The following is an 18,889-nucleotide window of genomic DNA, read 5'->3' on the forward strand; positions in this document are numbered from 1 at the left end:
TGAAAAAATATCCGTGGCAAATTTTTAGCGCGACATCATACTCCAGCGCCTTCCCTGACGCCAACCCTAAAGCGCAAGCGGCAAGCTTTTGCTTTTACAGGTTAAAAAAACGCCGAACGGCGCGTAACACCGCATCGGGTTTCTCGGCGTGCACCCAATGTCCAGCGCCGCTGATCACATGTGCATGCGCCTGCGGGAACTGACGCAGCAGCGCATCGCGATGCTGATTATCCAGATAAGGCGAGTCGCCGCCGCGGATAAACAGTGCCGGATGCGGCCACGCAGGAATCTCTTCCCAGCCGGAAATGGTGCTGTAGTTATCCCACAGCACCGGCACATTAAAGCGCCATTCGCCCTCTGCGAAAGATTTGAGGATGAACTGGATCACGCCTTCTTCATCAATATGCTGACGCATTACTTCAGCGGCTTCGCTGCGGCGCGTGACGCCCGCGGCGCTCACGGCCCGAATAGCGGCAAAAATTTCGTCATGGCGGCGCGTTTGGTAATCAACGGGCGCGATATCGATCATCACCATTTTTTCGATACGTTCCGGCGCGATGGCACTGAGCGCCATGGCGATTTTGCCGCCCATCGAGTGTCCTATCACACCCGCGCGATCGATATGGTGCGCATCCAGCGTTTCGACGATGTCCTGCGCCATCACGTGATAATTCATCTCATCGCTGCGTGCCGACAAGCCGTGGTTGCGCACATCAACCTGCAGCGTCGGACGTGCGTCACGCACCCCACGCGCCAGCACGCCAAGGTTATCAAGGCTGCCAAAAAGACCATGGATCAATAGAATCGGTGTGGCGTCGGGGGCAGATTGTTCAGTTTGCAGACGGGCGTTCAAAATCATGGCTAAAGTTCTTACGGTTGTGACCTTGGCTTAGGTTATCATGGATTCACCTGTCCAGCAGTCAGGCCGGAAGGCATTAGGGCATATTCCGACTTTTGCCTGGAAACGTTGCCAACGCTATCGGCTGCCACGGATTTAACTTTATAATCCTTATGTTAGAACCCGCTCACGTTTTGCACGACTGGATTTTGCTAAGGCCGTTGCATTAATGCGTGGTTCTGTCATTTGCCAGAATCGTACGGAAAAAGATGAAAACGATTGAAGTTGACGAAGAACTCTACCGTTATATTGCCAGCCACACGCAGCACATTGGTGAAAGCGCCTCTGATATTTTGCGCCGCATGTTGAAGTTCACCGCTGGACAGGGCGCACCTGCTGCGCCTGCCGCTGGTGTATCAGTGAAAGAAGCGCAACCTGCCAGCCGCGAAGCGCGTCCTCAGGATCGCGTCCGTGCGGTACGTGAGCTGCTGCTCTCCGATGAATATGCCGAGCAGAATAAGGCGGTTAACCGCTTCATGTTGGTACTGTCAACGCTCTATCGTCTTGATCCGGCGGCGTTTGCTGAAGCGACTGCCTCGCTGCAGGGCCGTACCCGCGTCTACTTTGCGGGCGACGAGCACACGCTGCTGCAAAATGGCACCCATACCAAGCCGAAGCACGTTCCCGGCACGCCGTACTGGGTGATCACGAATACCAATACAGGTCGCAAATGCAGCATGGTGGAACACATCATGCTGGCTATGCAGTTCCCACAGGAACTGACAGAGAAAGTTCGCGGCACCATTTAACTGAAGCGTCAGGGAGAAGCGCCAATGGCCAATCACCCCCGTGCCGGGCAGCCTGCCCAGCAGAGCGATTTGATTAACGTTGCACAATTAACCTCGCAGTATTACGTCCTGAAGCCCGATGTGGCGAATCCGGATCATGCGGTGAAATTTGGCACTTCAGGCCACCGCGGCAGCGCGGGACGCCAAAGCTTCAACGAACAGCACATTTTGGCGATCGCGCAGGCGATTGCTGAAGAGCGCAAAAAGAATGGCATCACCGGTCCATGCTACGTCGGTAAAGACACGCATGCGCTGTCTGAGCCGGCGATTCTGTCGGTGCTGGAAGTGCTGGCCGCTAACGGCGTGGACGTGATTGTGCAGCAGGACAACGGCTATACGCCAACGCCTGCTATCTCTAATGCGATTCTTGAGCACAACAAACGCGGCGGCGCGCAGGCGGACGGCATTGTTATCACGCCTTCGCACAACCCACCGGAAGATGGCGGTATCAAATATAATCCGCCAAACGGTGGCCCGGCTGATACCAACGTCACCAAAGTGGTGGAAGATCGCGCTAACCAGCTGATCAAAGGCGAGCTGAAAGACGTGAAACGTCTGCCGCTGGATCAGGCATGGGCGAGCGGTCACATCGTTGAGCAGGATCTGATCCAGCCGTATGTTGAAGGTCTGGCGCAGGTGATTGACTTCGCCGCCATCCAGAAAGCCGGCCTGAAAATTGGCGTCGATCCATTAGGCGGCTCCGGTATTGCTTACTGGCAGCGCATTGCTGAGCACTACAAGCTGGATCTGACCATCGTTAACGATGCGATCGACCAGACTTTCCGCTTCATGCATCTGGATAAAGATGGTGTGGTGCGTATGGACTGCTCATCTGAATGCGCGATGGCCGGCTTGCTGGCATACAAAGACAAATTCGACCTGGCCTTTGGTAACGATCCCGATTACGACCGCCATGGCATCGTCACGCCTGCGGGTCTGATGAATCCGAACCACTATCTGGCGGTGGCGATCAACTACCTGTTCCAGCATCGTCCACAGTGGGGCAAAGAGGTTGCTGTTGGTAAAACTCTGGTTTCCAGCGCAATGATCGACCGCGTCGTCAACGACATTGGCCGCAAGCTGGTAGAAGTACCGGTTGGGTTCAAATGGTTCGTTGATGGTCTGTTCGATGGCAGCTTCGGTTTCGGCGGTGAAGAGAGCGCGGGCGCATCCTTCCTGCGTTTCGATGGCTCAGCCTGGTCAACCGATAAAGACGGCATCATTATGTGTCTGCTGGCCGCTGAAATCACCGCGGTCACCGGCAAGAACCCGCAGCAGCATTATGACGAGCTGGCAGAGCGCTTTGGTGCGCCAAGCTATAACCGTCTGCAGGCTCCGGCGACTTCGGCACAGAAAGCGGCGCTGTCTAAGCTGTCACCAGAAATGGTGAGCGCTGATACGCTGGCGGGTGATCCGATCACCGCACGCCTGACTGCCGCGCCGGGTAACGGTGCGTCAATCGGTGGTCTGAAAGTGATGACTGAAAACGGCTGGTTTGCCGCGCGTCCATCAGGTACAGAAGACGCTTACAAAATCTACTGCGAAAGCTTCCTGGGTGCTGAACATCGTCAGCAAATCGAGAAAGAAGCGGTTGAGATTGTTAGCGAAGTACTGAAAAACGCCTGATTGGGCAATTAAGAAAAAGGCCGCTTAGCGGCCTTTTTTTATGGCATAAATCGGTAGCCGATACCGGTTTCGGTCAGCAAATGGCTGGGCTGGGTGGGATTCGCTTCCAGCTTCTGCCGCAAGTGGCCCATATAGATGCGCAAATAGTGGCTGTGCTCCACCGCATTCGGGCCCCAAACCTGATTCAGCAATTGACGCTGAGTCAGCACTTTTCCGGCATTATTCAGCAGTAAGCTCAGCAGACGAAATTCGGTCGGCGTCAAATGCACTTCATGTTGGTTGCGCAGCACGCGGCGCGCCGCCAAATCGACGCTCACTTCGCCAAATGTTACAATCGGTTCAGGCTGGCTGCTTTGATGGCGACGCAGCGCCACACGCACACGCGCCAGCAGTTCACCAATGCCAAACGGCTTGGTGAGGTAATCATCCGCACCGGCATCCAGCGCATCAATCTTATCCTGCTCATCGCTACGCGCAGACAGCACAATCACCGGCATGCTGCTCCACTGGCGCACTTCACGGATAAAGTCATTGCCATCACCATCCGGCAAGCCGAGATCGAGGATCACCAGATCGGGCTTACGCGTTGCCGCTTCAATCAGGCCGCGCTGCAGTTGCTCCGCTTCCACAATTTTCAGGCCTTCGCTCTCCAGCGCCAGGCGCACGAAACGGCGAATCTCTTTTTCATCTTCCACTATCAAGATGGTCGTCACGCTGCCTCCAGCGGCAAAAAAGTTAACGCACCACTTTAGCAATAAAGCAGCCCGGCGTCCGTCACGAAGTTTTTAACTTGAAGAGATCGTGGAATTCACAATTTTGTAACTAAGTTTCATCACAACACATATTGATGAAAAAAAGCGCAAATATAGTGGTCGGATGAGTAGTAAAATTACACAACAACGGGTAATATCTGAACCAGATCACATTTCAACGCAATGTTTACCACAAGGGGGCCAAAAAATGGATCGATCATATCCACTGTATAAAATCGTACTGCGCCGCGTGCTGGTGGTAGCAATCGGTTTGCTGGCGCTGCCAGTGATGTTATTCCGCTCGGATCGCGCGCGTTTGTACAGTTACCTGCATCGTATGTGGTGCAAAACCAGCACTAAACCGGTTTGGCTGGCGCAGTCGGAAGCGGCTGCCGGCATTCACTGGTAAGCGATTTCAGCGCAGTATTAACCCGGCGACTTCCCGCGAAGCGCCGGGTTTTTTTATCGATAATTTTCCTGCCCACCGCGCGTTCCCGCTGTTATCCCCGCGCATTTCAGCTACACTTAAAACCTCTACAAGATTTCTGAGGTTGTACAAGTATGAGCGAGAAAATTCCTGTTGGTATCAGCGCTTGCCTGCTCGGAGATAATGTCCGATTTGATGGCGGCCACAAACGTTTTGCCTTCGCCACGGACGAACTCGTGCCATTTGTGCGCTTTGAACCTGTATGTCCCGAAATGGCGATTGGCTTACCGACGCCCCGTCCGGCTTTGCGGCTGGTAAAAGAGAGCGATGAAAATATCCATCTCTGTTTCAGTAAAGAGGGCGGCGAAGAGGTGACAGAACAGATGCAGCGCTGGTCTGCTGAGCGGGTGAAGTCGCTGCATCATCTGTGCGGCTACATTCTGTGTGCCAAATCGCCAAGCTGTGGATTGGAACGCGTCCGCGTTTACGAGCCTGAAACCAACAACAACCGTAAAGCAGGCACCGGCATGTTTACTACATTTCTGCAGAAAGAGATGCCGTGGCTGCCGCTGGAAGAGGATGGTCGTCTGCACGATGACGCTATCCGTGAAAACTTTATTGGCCGCGTTTACGCGCTGCATGAATTCAACGAAATGTGGCGCAGCGGATTATCTCGCCACAAGCTGATGGCCTTTCACAGTCGCTACAAACTGCTGCTGCTTTCTCACGCGCAGGATGAGTATCGCGAAATGGGGCGGTTTGTCGCGGCGATGGATCAGTGGGATTCGCTGCAGGATTACGCCTTTGAGTACCGCAATCGCCTGATGCACCTGATGTCACATCAGGCATCGCGACGTAATCACACCAACGTGCTGATGCATGTACAAGGCTACTTCCGTCCGCAACTGAGTTCGCCGCAGCGGCAGGAGCTGGCGCAACTGATTGATCGTTATCGTCAGGGCGTACAGCCGCTGTTAGCACCGATCACCATGCTGAAACACTACATGGCGGAATACCCGCATCCGTGGCTGGCACAGCAGCGCTACTTTGATCCTTATCCGGAAGCGCTGCGTTTGCGCTACGGCCAATAATATCGGGGCTTTATGACCACCCATTTAGTTTGGCTGCGTAACGATCTGCGCATCAATGACAACATGGCGCTGGCCGCTGCCTGCCGCGATAGCCAGGCCAACGTGATTGCGCTGTTTATCGCCACACCGCAGCAGTGGCAGCAGCACCACATGGCGCCAAAGCAGGCGGCGTTCATCCAGCAAAATCTCCTTTTGTTGCAGGCATCGCTGGCCGAACGCGGCATTCCTTTGCACTACCATCAGTGTGATGACTTTGCCGCTTCGATTGATTATCTGGTGGAATTTTGCCAGCAGCAGCAAGTTGATGCGCTGTTCTACAACTATCAGTACGAAATCAACGAACGAGAACGCGATGTGCAGGCGGAGAAACGTCTGGATGCGCAGAGCGTGATTTGTCAGGGATTCGACGACAGCCTGCTGTTGCCGCCGGGCAGCGTGCAAACCGGCAGCAACACCATGTTCAAGGTATTCACGCCGTTCAGCAGAGCTTTTGTTCGTCGCCTGCACCAAAGCTTGCCTGAGTGCTATCACGCGCCGAAAGCGCGTGACGGCGCGCCCATCAGCATCAAAAAGAAGATCCCCGCCTTTGATTATCCCTGTGAAGCTTTTGATGAAACCGTGTTTCCGGCGGGTGAAGAGGCCGCGTTAAAACAGCTGCGCCACTTCGCCAAACAGGCGGTGCAAGATTATCCAGATCAACGTGATTTGCCGGCCATTGACGGTACCAGCCGGTTATCGGCCTATCTGGCGATTGGCGTGTTGTCGCCGCGTCAGTGTCTGCATCGCGTATTAAAAGAGCATCCCGATGCGCTCAACGAAGGCAAGGCTTTTACCTGGCTGAACGAACTGATATGGCGCGAATTCTATCGTCATCTGATGGTGGCATTTCCCGCGCTGTGTAAGCATCAGCCGTTTGTCGACTGGACGCGCAACGTGGATTGGCAGCAAAACGAAGCACATCTCAAAGCCTGGCAACAGGGCAAAACCGGCTATCCGATTGTTGATGCGGCCATGCGTCAGCTCAACACGCTCGGCTGGATGCATAATCGCTTGCGCATGATTACCGCCAGTTTCCTGGTGAAGGACCTATTGATCGACTGGCGTGAAGGTGAGCGTTATTTCATGCAGCAACTGATCGATGGCGATCTGGCCGCCAACAACGGCGGCTGGCAGTGGGCCGCGTCAACCGGCACCGATGCCGCGCCCTATTTTCGTATCTTCAATCCCACTACGCAGGGAGAGCGCTTCGATAAACAGGGCGCGTTTATCCGTGAGTGGCTGCCGGAATTAAAGGAAGTGCCCGATAGCGATATCCATCAGCCGCAGGTGTGGGCGCAGAAAAATAACAAGAAACTCGATTATCCCGCGCCAATCGTGGAACATAAGGACGCACGTAAAAAGACACTAGACGCCTTTGAGCGCGCTCGCAGCGCGGCTTGAGGCGGTCAGGGAGCCGTAATGAATAATGTCGAGTTAGAACAGATCGTCAATCAGCAGCTGAATAACAGCGCCTTCAGCGACTATGCGCCGAACGGTTTGCAGGTGGAAGGGCGCGCCGAGGTGAAAAACCTCATCACCGGCGTCACCGCCTGCCAGGCGCTGCTGGATGAAGCGGTGAAGCGCAACGCTGATGCGGTGCTGGTGCATCACGGATACTTCTGGAAAAGCGAAGCGCCGGTGATTAAAGGCATGAAGCGCCAGCGTCTGCGTACGCTGTTAGCCAATGATATCAACCTGTATGGCTGGCATCTGCCGCTGGACGCGCACCCCGAGTTAGGTAATAACGCGCAGCTGGCGCGCCTGTTTGATATTGAAGTCAAAGGCGAGATTCAACCGCTGGTGCCGTGGGGCGAGCTGGCAGAACCAGTGAGTGGCGCGGCGCTGGCGCAGAAAATTGCCCAGCGATTAGGTCGCACACCGCTGCACTGCGGCGATAACGCGCCGGCATTGATCAAGCGCGTTGCCTGGTGCAGCGGCGGCGGTCAGGGTTTTATCGATAGCGCGGCAGCCTTTGGCGTTGATGCCTTTATTACCGGTGAAGTTTCTGAGCAAACCATCCACAGCGCGCGCGAACAAGGTTTGCACTTCTTTGCCGCTGGTCACCACGCGACCGAACGTGGCGGCATCAAGGCGCTGGGCGAATGGTTAGCCGCCCATCATGGCCTTAATGTGACCTTTATCGACATCGATAATCCTGCCTGATTCTTCCATTCTCACGCCCTTAACCTGCGTTAAGGGCGCAAATCTGTTGACACATCTCTGTCACTTTCGCATAACTTATGGCCTTTACGCATAAACGTGATGCCCGGTCGCCATGAATGGCGACCCAACGTTATGTTTTGAATTTGACCAGGAGGTTGTTTTTGCAACGAGCACGTTGTTATCTGCTAGGTGAGCGCGCGGTGGTGCTGGAACTGGAACCGCCGGTTTCGTTGACCAGCCAGCAGCGCATCTGGGGATTGTGTCAGCGACTGCAGCAGCACGAGCAGGTAGAGGAAGTGATTCCTGGAATGAACAACCTGACGTTGCTGCTGCGCGATCCGCAACTCAATGCATTGGACGCCATTGAGCGTTTACAGCGCTGGTGGGAAGAGAGCGAAGCGCAGCTGCCGGAATCGCGCCGCGTTGAAATCCCGGTGGTGTACGGCGGCGCAGGCGGGCCCGATCTGCAGGTGGTGGCGGATCGCGCCAACATGACGCCAAAGCAAGCGGTAGAACTGCACAGCAGCATCGATTACGTGGTCTATTTCATTGGCTTCCAGCCGGGTTTCCCCTATCTCGGCGGCCTGGATGAGCGTTTACACACGCCGCGCCGCGCGGAACCGCGCGTGATTGTGCCAAGCGGCTCAGTGGGCATCGGCGGCAGCCAAACCGGCATCTATCCTTTAGCCGCGCCTGGCGGTTGGCAACTGATTGGTCACACACCGCTTAGCCTGTTCGATCCACTTCAGCATCCACCGACACTGTTACGCCCCGGCGATAGCGTGCGCTTTGTGCCGCAGCAGGAGGGCGTATGTTAAAAATTCTCCGTGCGGGCATGATGACCTCGCTGCAAGACCACGGCCGCACCGGCTTCCGCCAATACGGTATCAGCGTAGGCGGCGCGCTCGATCAACCGGCAATGCGCACCGCCAACATGTTGGTGGGCAACCCCGAGCAGAGCGCGGTGCTGGAAATCGTGCTGGGACAATTTAAAGCGCAGTTTACCCGCGATGGCTGGTTTGCGTTGGCTGGCGCGGGCTGTAATGCCGATCTGGATGGCAAACCGGTCTGGACCGGCTGGCGTCTGCCGGTAAAAAAAGGGCAGGTGCTGACGCTGGCAACGCCAACGCGTGGTATGCGCAGTTATCTGGCGGTCAACGGTGGTTTTGCCGTACCAGAAATGCTTGGTTCGGTGAGTACCGATCTCAAGGCGGCGTTTGGTGGCTGGCAGGGACGTAAACTGCAGGATGGCGACGAACTGCCGCTGGGTAAACCGACGCGCGACTTCAAAGATAAAGCCGGCGTGCGGCAGCTGCTGTGGGGCAACCGCATCCGCGCCTTAGCGGGCCCGGAATATAATGAGTTCTCGCGTGAAGCGCAGCAGGGTTTTTGGCGCAGTCCGTGGAAGCTCAGTCCGCAAAGTAACCGCATGGGCTATCGCCTGCAGGGGCGTCAACTGCATCGCGATGCAACGCGCGATTTGCTGTCGCACGGTTTAGTGCCTGGCGTGGTGCAGGTGCCGCCTAATGGTCAGCCGATTGTGTTGATGGCGGACGCACAAACTACCGGCGGCTATCCGCGCATTGCCTGCATCATCGAAGCCGATCTCTATCATCTGGCGCAAATTCGCCTCGGCGAACCGATTCACTTTATCCACTGCACGCTGGAAGATGCGATTCACGCCAAACAGCATCAACAACGTTCCTTCGACCAAATAGCCTGGGGATTGGCACATGAAGATTGATCTTAACGCCGATCTCGGCGAAGGCAGCGCCAGCGATCAGGAACTGCTGACGCTGGTGAGTTCAGCCAATATCGCCTGCGGCTTTCACGCCGGTGATGCGCAAACCATGCTGCAATCGGTGCGCTGGGCCAAAGCGTCTGGCGTGGCGATTGGTGCCCATCCAAGTTTCCCCGATCGGAAAAACTTTGGTCGTACCGCCATGCAGCTGCCGCCAGAAACCGTGTATGCGCAGATGATCTACCAGATTGGTGCGTTGAAAAGCATTGCGGAGAGCGAAGGCGAACGGGTGGTGCACGTCAAACCGCACGGCATGCTGTACAACCAGGCGGCGGGCGATCCGCAGTTGGCGGATGCCATTGCGCGCGCGGTGAAAGCCGTGGATGCCGGATTGATTCTGGTGGGATTGGCGGGCAGCGCGTCGATTGCGGCGGCGGCGCATCATGGTCTGCGCACCCGCGAAGAGGTGTTTGCCGATCGCGGCTATCTGGCGAGCGGGGCGCTAGTGCCACGCAGCCAGCCGCACGCGATGATTGAAGATGCCGACCAGGCGCTGGCGCAAACGCTGGCGATGGTACAGCAGCGTCAGGTGCAGAGCATCAGCGGAGAATGGGTCAAGGTTAACGCTGAAACCGTCTGTTTACATGGCGATGGCGCACATGCGCTGCAGTTTGCCCGCACGCTGCGCGCGGCGTTTGCGACCAATCAGATTGCGGTCACCAGCGCATAACGTTTTTACTCATTGCCCGGCATCACGCCGGGCTTTGTCTTTTCACATAAGGGAACAACATGGATAACGTGGTAAACCTCTGGCCGCTGTTGGGTATCGCCGCCATCATTCTGGGTTTTGTGCTGCGCTTTAACCCGGTGCTGGTGGTAATTGTGGCGGGCTTCGTCACCGGGCTGGCGGCACATCTGCCGCTGGCAGACATTCTGGAAAAACTCGGCTCGGGCTTCCTCAATACGCGTAACCTGCCGCTGATTCTGCTGCTGCCGCTGGCGGTTATCGGCCTGCTGGAGCGTCATGGTCTGAAAGAGCGCGCGCAAAGCTGGATCGCGCAGATCAAAACCGCCACCGCAGGACGCTTACTGATCGTTTACCTGTTTGTGCGTGAAGCCACCGCCGCGCTGGGCTTAACCAGCCTCGGCGGCCATCCACAAATGGTGCGTCCGCTGCTGGCGCCAATGGCTGAAGGCGCTACCGAAAACCGCTACGGTGACGTCCCACCAGACGTGCGCCATCGTCTGCGCGCCATGTCTGCGGCGACCGATAACATCGGTCTGTTCTTCGGCGAGGATATCTTCGTTGCCTTTGGCGCGATTATCTTCATGCATAACTTTATGCAGGAATCTGCCGGTATCAGCACCGAACCGCTGCATATCGCGTTGTGGGGCATTCCGACCGCCCTTTGTGCTTTCCTCATTCACTCTGCTCGTCTGGTGCGCCTTGATCGCCAGCTGTCGCGTGAATTGGGCGCGTTGAACCAGCAGGCGCTGAACGCTAAAGGAGGGAAGTAATGTTCCAGCAACAATATTTGATGTGGCTGGCAGGCGTGATCCTGCTGGTGGTTGCCGTGCTTTCCTGGCGTGACAGCGCTAACCCGCGTCGTTTTACCACCGGCCTGTTCTGGGCGCTGTATGGTCTGATTTTCCTGATTGGTGATGGTGCCTATCAGCTGATGGGACAATGGGCGGGCGATGCCGAACTGGGCCGCCGCTGGTTGCATATCGGCGTGGGCGTGGCCGTGGTGTTAATGGCGCTGATTGCCGGTTTCGGTGGCGTGCGTCTGGGGCGTTATCATCAACGTAGCGATGAGCAGAAGCAGGAGAGCGCTAAACGCCTGCATAACAAACTGTTCCTGCCAGCGCTGGCGATTCCGCTGGTAACGGTGATTGGCGTGCTGGCGTTTAACCATATTCCCGGTTTGCAGGACAGCGTGTTTGGTCCAGGTAATCACTCCACATTGGTGACGCTATTCTCCATGATGATTGGTTGCCTGCTGGGCTGGCTGATCGCGTTGAAAATTACCCATGAAAAGCCGTTGCAGTCGATGCAGGAAACCCGTCGCCTGCTGGATGCGGTGGGTTGGGCGTTTATCCTGCCGCAGATTCTGGCCACGCTTGGCCTGCTATTCACCAGCGCCGGTGTCGGCACGGCGATTTCGCATCTCACCGAGCAGTATCTGGCGGTGGATAATCGCCTGATTGCCGTCGCGGTCTATGCGGTAGGTATGGCTTTGCTGACCATGGTGATGGGCAATGCGTTCGCTGCCTTCCCGATTGTGACCGCCGGCATTGGTATTCCGATTCTGGTGCTGCAACACGGCGGCAATCCGGCGGTCATGGCGGCGATTGGTATGTTCTCCGGCTATTGCGGCACGCTGATGACGCCGATGGCGGCCAACTTCAACATCGTGCCCGCGCGCCTGCTGGAGCTGCCGGACCGCAACGCGGTGATCAAAGCTCAGGTGCCAACCGGTGTGCTACTGTTGGTAGTGAATATTTTCCTGCTCTACTTCCTGATGTTCTTGTGAGGTTGCAATGAAAACGGTGTTAATGACGGCGTTTGAGCCTTTTGGTGGCGAAACCATCAACCCTTCGTGGGAAGCAGTGCGTACCTTCGACGGCAAAGAGATCGCCGGTGCGCGCATTGTGGTACGCCAGCTGCCGGTGGTGTTTGCCACCTGCGGTGAAGTGCTGACGCGCGCGCTGGACGAGATTCAACCCGATCGCGTGCTGTGCGTCGGGCAAGCTGGCGGTCGCGCTGACATCACGGTTGAACGTGTCGCGATCAACGTGGATGACGCCCGTATTCCGGATAACAACCAGCAGCAACCGATCGATCAGCCGATTGAGGCGGATGGCCCGGCGGCCTATTTCTCCACGCTGCCGATCAAAGCGATGGTTGCCGCGCTGCGTGAAGTAGGCGTACCGGCTTCGGTATCGCAAACGGCCGGCACCTTCACCTGTAATCACGTCATGTACAGCCTGCTGCACTGGATTCACACCACCAACAGCAAGGCGCGCGGCGGTTTTATCCACATCCCGTATATGCCGGAGCAAGCGGTGCATCATCCGGGTGTGGCCAGTATGGCCACTTCCAGTGTGATTAAGGCGCTGGAAACCTCGCTGCAGGTGATCCTGAGTACCGAAAATGATATCCGCGTCGTCGGTGGCGCCACGCATTAACAGGAGTTTTTATGCCTGAGGGACCGGAGATCCGCCGCGCGGCGGATCAACTGGCAGAGGCGATGGTCGGCAAACCACTTACCGATGTGTGGTTTGCCTTTCCACAGCTGAAAACCTACGAACCGGCGCTGATGGATGCCACCATCAACGCCTTTGAAACACGCGGTAAAGCGCTGCTCACCCACTTCTCCAACGGGCTAACGCTCTACAGCCACAATCAGCTGTACGGCGTGTGGCGCGTGGTGCCAACCGGCACGCAGCCGAATACCACGCGCCAGCTGCGCGTACGGCTCGCTACCGCAGATAAAACCATTTTGCTGTATAGCGCGTCGGATATTGAGCTGCTCAATGCTGATACCTTAGCGGCGCATCCGTTTTTGCAACGGGTAGGCCCGGATGTGCTGGATGCCAGTTTAACGGTGGAGGAGGTGCGCGAGCGTTTGCTGTCGCCGCGTTTTCGCCGTCGCCAGTTCAGCGGCTTGTTACTCGACCAGGCCTTTTTAGCCGGCCTCGGCAACTATCTGCGCGTGGAGATTTTGTGGCACGCCGGATTGCTGGCGTCGCATCGGGCGCAGGATCTCAGCGAGCAGCAGCTGACGGCATTAAGTGAAGCGATGTTGGCGGTGCCGCGTTTGTCGTATCAGATGCGTGGCAGCATGAAGAAATATCACGAAGAGGCAGCGTTTCGCTTCGAGGTGTTTCATCGGCAGGGCAAAAAATGTCGGCGGTGTGGCGCGGCTATAGAAAAGGGCGTGCTGTCATCGCGGCCGTTTTATTGGTGTCCGGGATGCCAGTTGTAGCGCAATAAAAAAGGCGGCCAGATGGCCGCCTTTCTCTTATTTATCCAGCGCCGAGGTGAATGGACGCTCGGTGTAACCGGTATACAGCTGACGCGGACGGGCGATTTTCATGCCTTCGTCATGCATCTCTTTCCAGTGTGCAATCCAACCCACGGTACGCGCCATCGCGAAGATCACGGTAAACATGGAAGACGGAATGCCCATCGCTTTCAGAATGATGCCTGAATAGAAATCGACGTTTGGATAGAGTTTACGCTCGATGAAGTACGGGTCGTTCAGCGCGATGTGTTCCAGCTCCATCGCCACTTCCAGTAGATCATCTTTCATGCCCAGTTCGTTCAGCACTTCGTGACAGGTGTCGCGCATCACGGTGGCACGGGGATCGTAGTTTTTATACACGCGGTGGCCGAAGCCCATCAGACGGAACGAATCGTTCTTATCTTTCGCACGTTTAACAAACTCAGGGATATGATCAACGGTGCTGATCTCTTCCAGCATACGCAGTGTCGCTTCGTTAGCACCACCGTGCGCCGGTCCCCACAGTGAAGCGATACCGGCGGCGATACAGGCAAACGGGTTTGCGCCTGAGGATCCTGCGGTACGCACGGTAGAGGTTGAAGCATTCTGCTCATGGTCGGCGTGCAGAATCAGAATACGGTCCATCGCGCGTTCCAGTACTGGATTCACTTTGTACTCTTCGCACGGCGTGGCGAACATCATGTGCAGGAAGTTACCGGCATAAGAGAGGTCGTTACGCGGATACACAAACGGCTGGCCAATCGAGTACTTGTAGCACATCGCTGCCATGGTCGGCATTTTCGACAGCAGGCGGAACGCTGCGATTTCACGGTGACGTTCAATGTTGACGTCTAAAGAGTCGTGATAAAACGCTGCCAGCGCACCGGTCACACCACACATTACTGCCATTGGATGCGAATCGCGGCGGAAGCCGTGGAACAGTCGGGTGATTTGCTCGTGAATCATGGTGTGGCGGGTAACGGTGGTGCGGAACTCTTCAAACTGGGCTTGGGTCGGGGCTTCGCCATTCAGCAGGATGTAACACACTTCAAGATAGTTAGAGTGGGTTGCCAGCTGATCAATCGGGAAACCGCGGTGTAACAGAATACCTTCGTCACCATCAATAAAGGTGATTTTAGACTCGCAGGACGCCGTAGAGGTGAAGCCGGGATCGAAGGTGAACAGGCCTTGTGAGCCAAGGGCGCGGACATCAACAACATCTTGTCCCAGCGTGCCTTGCATCACGTCCAGTTCAACAGAAGTATTATCTTGTAGGGTTAGCGTCACTTTTTTATCTGTCATTATTTCGTCTCCATAGCGCCTTTAAGGTAAGGATCTTAGACACCAGAATAGCCATGTTGTTACGTAAAACCACAATCTTCACAGCATCACTCTGCGGTAACGTTGGTCGTGCAGGGTTACAGAGTGAATGCTGAGCTGGGCCATTCGGTGGCATCGGGGCATGACATGCTGCACATCGAGGATGTTAAAGTTCCTGTCACGACATAACTTCTTGGTAACCAATAACCTGATGCTTTATATAACTTGTATTGGCAATGTTACATAACTTGAGCTTAGGGGAAAGTGTATCCCCATAACTTTTGTGCATCATAGGGCTTTAATGCGATTGTTTGTAACTGAAATGTTGATTCTTTGTCAAATCAGATAATTAAAAATGTATAAATTGTGAAATTCGTGAAGGTGATCACTGTTCAGCCTAAATGTGACCAAAGAGATTGTAGGGGAATTGTAATCAGAATGTGATCCTCCTATACTGCGGCCAGGTCTCCGGAACACCCTGACACCAGGAGCCACCCAGCGTTTTACCCGCTTTATTTAACACTGGATGTTGCTATTTTGGTGGCGGTTGCAGTCTGAACACACGCTGTGTCTCTGATGCAACTCAGGACCGGAGGAAGCAAAATAAAAAAGAGCTGTGTGGGCAAAACCGTGAAAAAACAAAGACCTGTTAACTTGGATCTCTCGACGATCCGGTTTCCCGTTACTGCAATATCGTCCATTCTCCACCGCGTCTCCGGCGTGATTACCTTTGTCGCTCTCGGAATTCTGCTCTGGTTACTGGGTCTCTCCCTCTCTTCTCCTGAAGGCTTCCTGCAAGCGGCATCCATCATGGATAGCTTCTTCGCCAAATTCATCATGTGGGGCATTTTAACTGCGCTGGCTTATCACGTCGTGGGCGGTATTCGTCATATGTTGGCTGATTTTGGCTTTATGGAAGAAACCCTGCAGGTGGGAACCCGTTCCGCGCAAGCGGCTTTTGTTATCACTGTCGTGCTCTCAATTTTGGCTGGAGTCCTCGTATGGTAAGCAATGCTTCTGCATTAGGACGCAACGGTATCCATGACTGGCTGTTACTGCGTGCTGCTGCAATCTTAATGACGCTTTACATCATCTACATCCTCGGTTTTGTCGTGATGACAGGCACGCTGACGTATGACGTCTGGCATGGCTTCTTCTCATCCGCCTTCACGAAAGTGTTCACCATGTTGACGCTGTTCTCGATTCTCATCCACGGTTGGATTGGAATGTGGCAGGTGCTGACTGACTACGTGAAACCGGTAGCAACCCGTTTGCTGCTGCAGTTTGTGATTGTGGTTGCGCTGCTGTCGTACGCAATTTATGGATTTGTTGTGGTGTGGGGTGTGTAAATGAGTTTGCCAGTCAGAGAATTTGATGCCGTGGTGATCGGCGCGGGTGGCGCAGGTATGCGTGCCGCCTTGCAAATCTCCCAATCGGGCCAGACTTGTGCCCTGTTATCCAAAGTTTTCCCAACCCGTTCCCATACCGTATCGGCGCAGGGCGGTATCACCGTTGCGCTGGGTAACACCCATGACGATAACTGGGAATGGCACATGTACGATACCGTCAAAGGTTCCGACTTTATCGGCGACCAGGACGCGATCGAATATATGTGTCATGTCGGTCCAGAAGCGATTCTGGAACTGGAACATATGGGATTGCCTTTCTCCCGTCTTGATGACGGCCGCGTTTATCAGCGTCCGTTTGGTGGTCAGTCGAAGAATTTCGGCGGTGAGCAGGCGGCGCGTACCGCGGCGGCTGCTGACCGTACCGGCCACGCCTTGCTGCATACGCTGTATCAGCAGAACCTGAAGAACAAAACCACCATCTTCTCCGAATGGTATGCGCTGGATCTGGTGAAAAACGAGGACGGTGCGATTGTCGGCTGTACGGCTATCTGCATGGAAACCGGCGAAACCGTCTATTTCAAAGCCAAGGCCACCATTCTGGCGACCGGCGGCGCGGGCCGTATTTACCAGTCCACCACTAATGCTCACATCAACACCGGTGACGGCGTTGGTATGGCGCTGCGCGCAGGCGTGCCGGTGCAGGATATGGAAATGTGGCAGTTCCACCCAACCGGTATTGCCGGTGCGGGCGTGCTGGTGACCGAAGGTTGCCGTGGTGAAGGTGGTTATCTGCTGAATAAGCACGGTGAACGTTTCATGGAACGTTACGCGCCAAACGCCAAAGATCTGGCGGGTCGTGATGTGGTTGCACGTTCAATGATGGTGGAAATCCGTGAAGGTCGCGGTTGCGATGGCCCTTGGGGTCCGCACATTAAACTGAAGCTCGACCATCTCGGTGCCGATGTACTGGAATCGCGACTGCCAGGCATCCTTGAGCTGTCGCGCACTTTTGCGCACGTTGACCCCATTAAAGAACCGATTCCAGTGATCCCAACCTGCCACTACATGATGGGCGGCGTGCCGACCAAAGTGACCGGTCAGGCGCTGCGCGTGAACGAGCAGGGCCAGGATGAGGTGATTCCAGGTCTGTTCGCTGTCGGCGAAATCGCCTGCGTATCGGTACACGGCGCAAACCGCCTCGGCGGCAACTCGCTGCTCGATCTGGTGGTGTTCGGCCGCGCAGCCGGTGTGCATCTGCTGGAGTGTATTGAAGAGCAGGGCGAACTGCGTGAAGCCACGCAGGAAAATCTTGATGAAGCGATGGCGCGATTTAACCGTTGGGAAAATAACACCACTGGTGAAGATCCGGTCGAAATCCGTAAAGCGCTGCAGCGCTGCATGCAGAACAACTTCTCGGTATTCCGCGATGGCGATGCGATGCGTGAAGGTCTGGAAGAGCTGAAAGTGATTCGTGAGCGATTGAAATCGGCGCGTCTGGATGACCGTTCGCCGGACTTCAACACCCAGCGTATCGAGTGCCTTGAGCTGGATAACCTGATGGAAACCGCTTACGCCACCGCTGTCGCCGCCAACTTCCGTACCGAAAGCCGTGGCGCGCATAGCCGCTTCGACTTCCCGGATCGCGATGATGAAAACTGGCTGTGCCACAGTCTCTATGTTCCGCAGACGGAAAGCATGACGCGCCGTGAGGTGAACATGCAACCGAAACTGCGTGCGGCCTTCCCGCCAAAAGCGCGTACCTACTAATTGCGGAGATCATCATGAGACTCGAATTTTCTATTTATCGTTACAATCCGGAAGTCGACGACAAACCGCGTATGCAGGAATACACGCTGGAGTCGGAAGATGGTCGCGACATGATGCTGTTGGATGCGCTGATCCGTCTGAAAGAGAAAGACCCAACGCTGGCTTTCCGTCGCTCATGCCGTGAAGGCGTGTGCGGTTCAGATGGTCTGAACATGAACGGTAAAAACGGTCTGGCATGTATCACGCCGGTCTCTGCGCTGGGTAACGGCACGAAGAAAATTGTTATCCGTCCACTGCCTGGTTTACCGGTGATCCGCGACCTCGTGGTAGACATGGGACAATTCTATGCACAGTATGAGAAGATTAAGCCTTTCCTGTTGAATAATGGGGAAAATCCTCCGGCGCGCGAGCATTTACAGAGCCCAGCCGAGCGTGAGCATCTGGACGGTTTGTACGAGTGTATTCTCTGCGCCTGCTGCTCAACGTCGTGCCCGTCGTTCTGGTGGAATCCGGACAAGTTTGTCGGTCCGGCTGGCCTGCTGGCCGCTTACCGTTTCCTGATCGACAGCCGCGACACGGAAACCAATGCGCGTCTCGACAATCTCAATGATGCTTTCAGTGTTTTCCGCTGTCACAGCATCATGAACTGTGTGAGCGTGTGCCCGAAAGGCCTAAACCCAACGCGCGCCATCGGCCATATTAAGTCGATGCTGCTGCAACGCGGGGCGTAACAAAAGTCACTGTCCGGGAACCCAGGTTCCCGGATGTTTACGGAAGCCTCTATAAGCGCGGTGCTGACCACGCTTATAAAGGTTCCCTTACGAGCCAGGCGCCGGTAGCGCACAGGTTCGTATCGCTGAACTCACTACGGCAAGCCGCGTAAGCGGTAAAAAATGAAACCTCATAAAAAGCAGATTAATG

Annotated in this window: 20 protein-coding genes; 17 read left to right on the top strand and 3 right to left on the bottom strand. The window is 55.5% G+C overall.

The features are described from left to right. Window positions 1–94: 94 nt before the first annotated feature. Window positions 95–859 (bottom strand): esterase, encoded by a 765-nt coding sequence (gene ybfF, locus NQH49_RS05765; protein ID WP_256695921.1) that lies wholly within the window; start codon window positions 857–859, stop codon window positions 95–97. A gap of 248 nt (window positions 860–1,107) precedes the next feature. On the opposite strand from ybfF, the gene seqA reads away from it, so the two are divergent. Together seqA and pgm are read left to right on the top strand one after the other, a co-directional pair. Then, a complete protein-coding gene (gene seqA, locus NQH49_RS05770; RefSeq protein WP_256695922.1) occupies window positions 1,108–1,647 on the top strand; it encodes a replication initiation negative regulator SeqA in 540 nt (179 codons plus the stop codon). A gap of 24 nt (window positions 1,648–1,671) precedes the next feature. Further along, on the top strand, window positions 1,672–3,312 hold the full coding sequence (gene pgm, locus NQH49_RS05775; RefSeq protein WP_256695923.1) for a phosphoglucomutase (alpha-D-glucose-1,6-bisphosphate-dependent): 1,641 nt from the start codon (window positions 1,672–1,674) through the stop codon (window positions 3,310–3,312). Window positions 3,313–3,350: 38 nt separating this feature from the next. Here pgm and kdpE read toward each other — a convergent pair whose 3' ends face one another. Further along, a complete protein-coding gene (gene kdpE, locus NQH49_RS05780; protein WP_256695924.1) occupies window positions 3,351–4,025 on the bottom strand; it encodes a two-component system response regulator KdpE in 675 nt (224 codons plus the stop codon). A 247-nt stretch (window positions 4,026–4,272) separates the two neighbouring features. On the opposite strand from kdpE, the gene NQH49_RS05785 reads away from it, so the two are divergent. The 11 genes from NQH49_RS05785 to nei all read left to right on the top strand — a co-directional run bounded on the left by NQH49_RS05785 (window position 4,273) and on the right by nei (window position 13,514). Next, window positions 4,273–4,473 carry a YbfA family protein gene (locus NQH49_RS05785; protein ID WP_256695926.1) on the top strand — a complete coding sequence of 67 codons (201 nt, stop codon included), beginning with the start codon at window positions 4,273–4,275 and terminating at the stop codon, window positions 4,471–4,473. Window positions 4,474–4,625: 152 nt separating this feature from the next. Continuing rightward, window positions 4,626–5,582 (top strand): YbgA family protein, encoded by a 957-nt coding sequence (locus NQH49_RS05790; RefSeq protein WP_256695927.1) that lies wholly within the window; start codon window positions 4,626–4,628, stop codon window positions 5,580–5,582. 12 nt (window positions 5,583–5,594) lie between these two features. Beyond that, window positions 5,595–7,022, top strand: coding sequence for a deoxyribodipyrimidine photo-lyase (phrB, locus tag NQH49_RS05795; protein ID WP_256695928.1), 1,428 nt, complete (start codon window positions 5,595–5,597; stop codon window positions 7,020–7,022). An 18-nt stretch (window positions 7,023–7,040) separates the two neighbouring features. Next, on the top strand, window positions 7,041–7,784 hold the full coding sequence (locus NQH49_RS05800; RefSeq protein WP_256695929.1) for a type 2 GTP cyclohydrolase I: 744 nt from the start codon (window positions 7,041–7,043) through the stop codon (window positions 7,782–7,784). A 161-nt stretch (window positions 7,785–7,945) separates the two neighbouring features. After that, a complete protein-coding gene (pxpB, locus tag NQH49_RS05805; protein ID WP_256695930.1) occupies window positions 7,946–8,602 on the top strand; it encodes a 5-oxoprolinase subunit PxpB in 657 nt (218 codons plus the stop codon). Then, a complete protein-coding gene (gene pxpC / locus NQH49_RS05810; protein WP_256695931.1) occupies window positions 8,596–9,528 on the top strand; it encodes a 5-oxoprolinase subunit PxpC in 933 nt (310 codons plus the stop codon). Before pxpB ends, pxpC begins: the two co-directional genes overlap by 7 nt. Continuing rightward, window positions 9,518–10,255, top strand: coding sequence for a 5-oxoprolinase subunit PxpA (gene pxpA / locus NQH49_RS05815; RefSeq protein ID WP_256695932.1), 738 nt, complete (start codon window positions 9,518–9,520; stop codon window positions 10,253–10,255). The genes pxpC and pxpA overlap by 11 nt, the downstream gene beginning before the upstream one ends. Window positions 10,256–10,314: 59 nt before the next feature. Then, the gene (locus NQH49_RS05820) at window positions 10,315–11,043 is read left to right on the top strand and encodes a DUF969 domain-containing protein (protein ID WP_008107005.1); all 729 of its coding nucleotides are present in this window, start codon (window positions 10,315–10,317) and stop codon (window positions 11,041–11,043) included. Then, window positions 11,043–12,059 carry a DUF979 domain-containing protein gene (locus NQH49_RS05825; protein ID WP_256695933.1) on the top strand — a complete coding sequence of 339 codons (1,017 nt, stop codon included), beginning with the start codon at window positions 11,043–11,045 and terminating at the stop codon, window positions 12,057–12,059. The genes NQH49_RS05820 and NQH49_RS05825 overlap by 1 nt, the downstream gene beginning before the upstream one ends. 7 nt (window positions 12,060–12,066) lie before the next feature. Further along, the gene (gene pcp, locus NQH49_RS05830) at window positions 12,067–12,714 is read left to right on the top strand and encodes a pyroglutamyl-peptidase I (protein WP_256695934.1); all 648 of its coding nucleotides are present in this window, start codon (window positions 12,067–12,069) and stop codon (window positions 12,712–12,714) included. An 11-nt stretch (window positions 12,715–12,725) separates the two neighbouring features. Continuing rightward, entirely contained in the window at window positions 12,726–13,514 is a 789-nt protein-coding gene (nei, locus tag NQH49_RS05835; protein WP_256695935.1) for an endonuclease VIII, read from the top strand. Between the two features lie 36 nt (window positions 13,515–13,550). Here nei and NQH49_RS05840 read toward each other — a convergent pair whose 3' ends face one another. Then, the gene (locus tag NQH49_RS05840; RefSeq protein ID WP_008107361.1) at window positions 13,551–14,834 is read right to left on the bottom strand and encodes a citrate synthase; all 1,284 of its coding nucleotides are present in this window, start codon (window positions 14,832–14,834) and stop codon (window positions 13,551–13,553) included. Between the two features lie 594 nt (window positions 14,835–15,428). Here NQH49_RS05840 and sdhC point away from each other — a divergent pair. From sdhC to NQH49_RS05860, 4 genes are read left to right on the top strand one after another with little or no spacing between them, the layout of a single operon-like run. Next, on the top strand, window positions 15,429–15,860 hold the full coding sequence (gene sdhC, locus NQH49_RS05845) for a succinate dehydrogenase cytochrome b556 subunit (protein ID WP_008107362.1): 432 nt from the start codon (window positions 15,429–15,431) through the stop codon (window positions 15,858–15,860). After that, complete coding sequence (gene sdhD / locus NQH49_RS05850; protein ID WP_008107364.1) at window positions 15,854–16,201, top strand: succinate dehydrogenase membrane anchor subunit; 348 nt, start codon at window positions 15,854–15,856, stop codon at window positions 16,199–16,201. The genes sdhC and sdhD overlap by 7 nt, the downstream gene beginning before the upstream one ends. Continuing rightward, on the top strand, window positions 16,202–17,968 hold the full coding sequence (sdhA, locus tag NQH49_RS05855) for a succinate dehydrogenase flavoprotein subunit (protein WP_036649196.1): 1,767 nt from the start codon (window positions 16,202–16,204) through the stop codon (window positions 17,966–17,968). Window positions 17,969–17,982: 14 nt separating this feature from the next. Further along, window positions 17,983–18,699 (top strand): succinate dehydrogenase iron-sulfur subunit, encoded by a 717-nt coding sequence (locus NQH49_RS05860; RefSeq protein ID WP_256695936.1) that lies wholly within the window; start codon window positions 17,983–17,985, stop codon window positions 18,697–18,699. Window positions 18,700–18,889 lie beyond the last annotated feature (190 nt).

This window comes from Pantoea trifolii (assembly GCF_024506435.1).
GTDB lineage: Bacteria > Pseudomonadota > Gammaproteobacteria > Enterobacterales > Enterobacteriaceae > Pantoea > Pantoea trifolii.

Coding starts and splice junctions, on each gene's coding strand:
- ybfF (WP_256695921.1), bottom strand. CDS start 859: ATGATTTTGAACGCCCGTCTGCAAACTGAACAATCTGCCCCCGACGCC.
- seqA (WP_256695922.1), top strand. CDS start 1,108: ATGAAAACGATTGAAGTTGACGAAGAACTCTACCGTTATATTGCCAGC.
- pgm (WP_256695923.1), top strand. CDS start 1,672: ATGGCCAATCACCCCCGTGCCGGGCAGCCTGCCCAGCAGAGCGATTTG.
- NQH49_RS05785 (WP_256695926.1), top strand. CDS start 4,273: ATGGATCGATCATATCCACTGTATAAAATCGTACTGCGCCGCGTGCTG.
- NQH49_RS05790 (WP_256695927.1), top strand. CDS start 4,626: ATGAGCGAGAAAATTCCTGTTGGTATCAGCGCTTGCCTGCTCGGAGAT.
- phrB (WP_256695928.1), top strand. CDS start 5,595: ATGACCACCCATTTAGTTTGGCTGCGTAACGATCTGCGCATCAATGAC.
- NQH49_RS05800 (WP_256695929.1), top strand. CDS start 7,041: ATGAATAATGTCGAGTTAGAACAGATCGTCAATCAGCAGCTGAATAAC.
- pxpC (WP_256695931.1), top strand. CDS start 8,596: ATGTTAAAAATTCTCCGTGCGGGCATGATGACCTCGCTGCAAGACCAC.
- pxpA (WP_256695932.1), top strand. CDS start 9,518: ATGAAGATTGATCTTAACGCCGATCTCGGCGAAGGCAGCGCCAGCGAT.
- NQH49_RS05820 (WP_008107005.1), top strand. CDS start 10,315: ATGGATAACGTGGTAAACCTCTGGCCGCTGTTGGGTATCGCCGCCATC.
- NQH49_RS05825 (WP_256695933.1), top strand. CDS start 11,043: ATGTTCCAGCAACAATATTTGATGTGGCTGGCAGGCGTGATCCTGCTG.
- pcp (WP_256695934.1), top strand. CDS start 12,067: ATGAAAACGGTGTTAATGACGGCGTTTGAGCCTTTTGGTGGCGAAACC.
- nei (WP_256695935.1), top strand. CDS start 12,726: ATGCCTGAGGGACCGGAGATCCGCCGCGCGGCGGATCAACTGGCAGAG.
- NQH49_RS05840 (WP_008107361.1), bottom strand. CDS start 14,834: ATGACAGATAAAAAAGTGACGCTAACCCTACAAGATAATACTTCTGTT.
- sdhC (WP_008107362.1), top strand. CDS start 15,429: ATGCAACTCAGGACCGGAGGAAGCAAAATAAAAAAGAGCTGTGTGGGC.
- sdhD (WP_008107364.1), top strand. CDS start 15,854: ATGGTAAGCAATGCTTCTGCATTAGGACGCAACGGTATCCATGACTGG.
- sdhA (WP_036649196.1), top strand. CDS start 16,202: ATGAGTTTGCCAGTCAGAGAATTTGATGCCGTGGTGATCGGCGCGGGT.
- NQH49_RS05860 (WP_256695936.1), top strand. CDS start 17,983: ATGAGACTCGAATTTTCTATTTATCGTTACAATCCGGAAGTCGACGAC.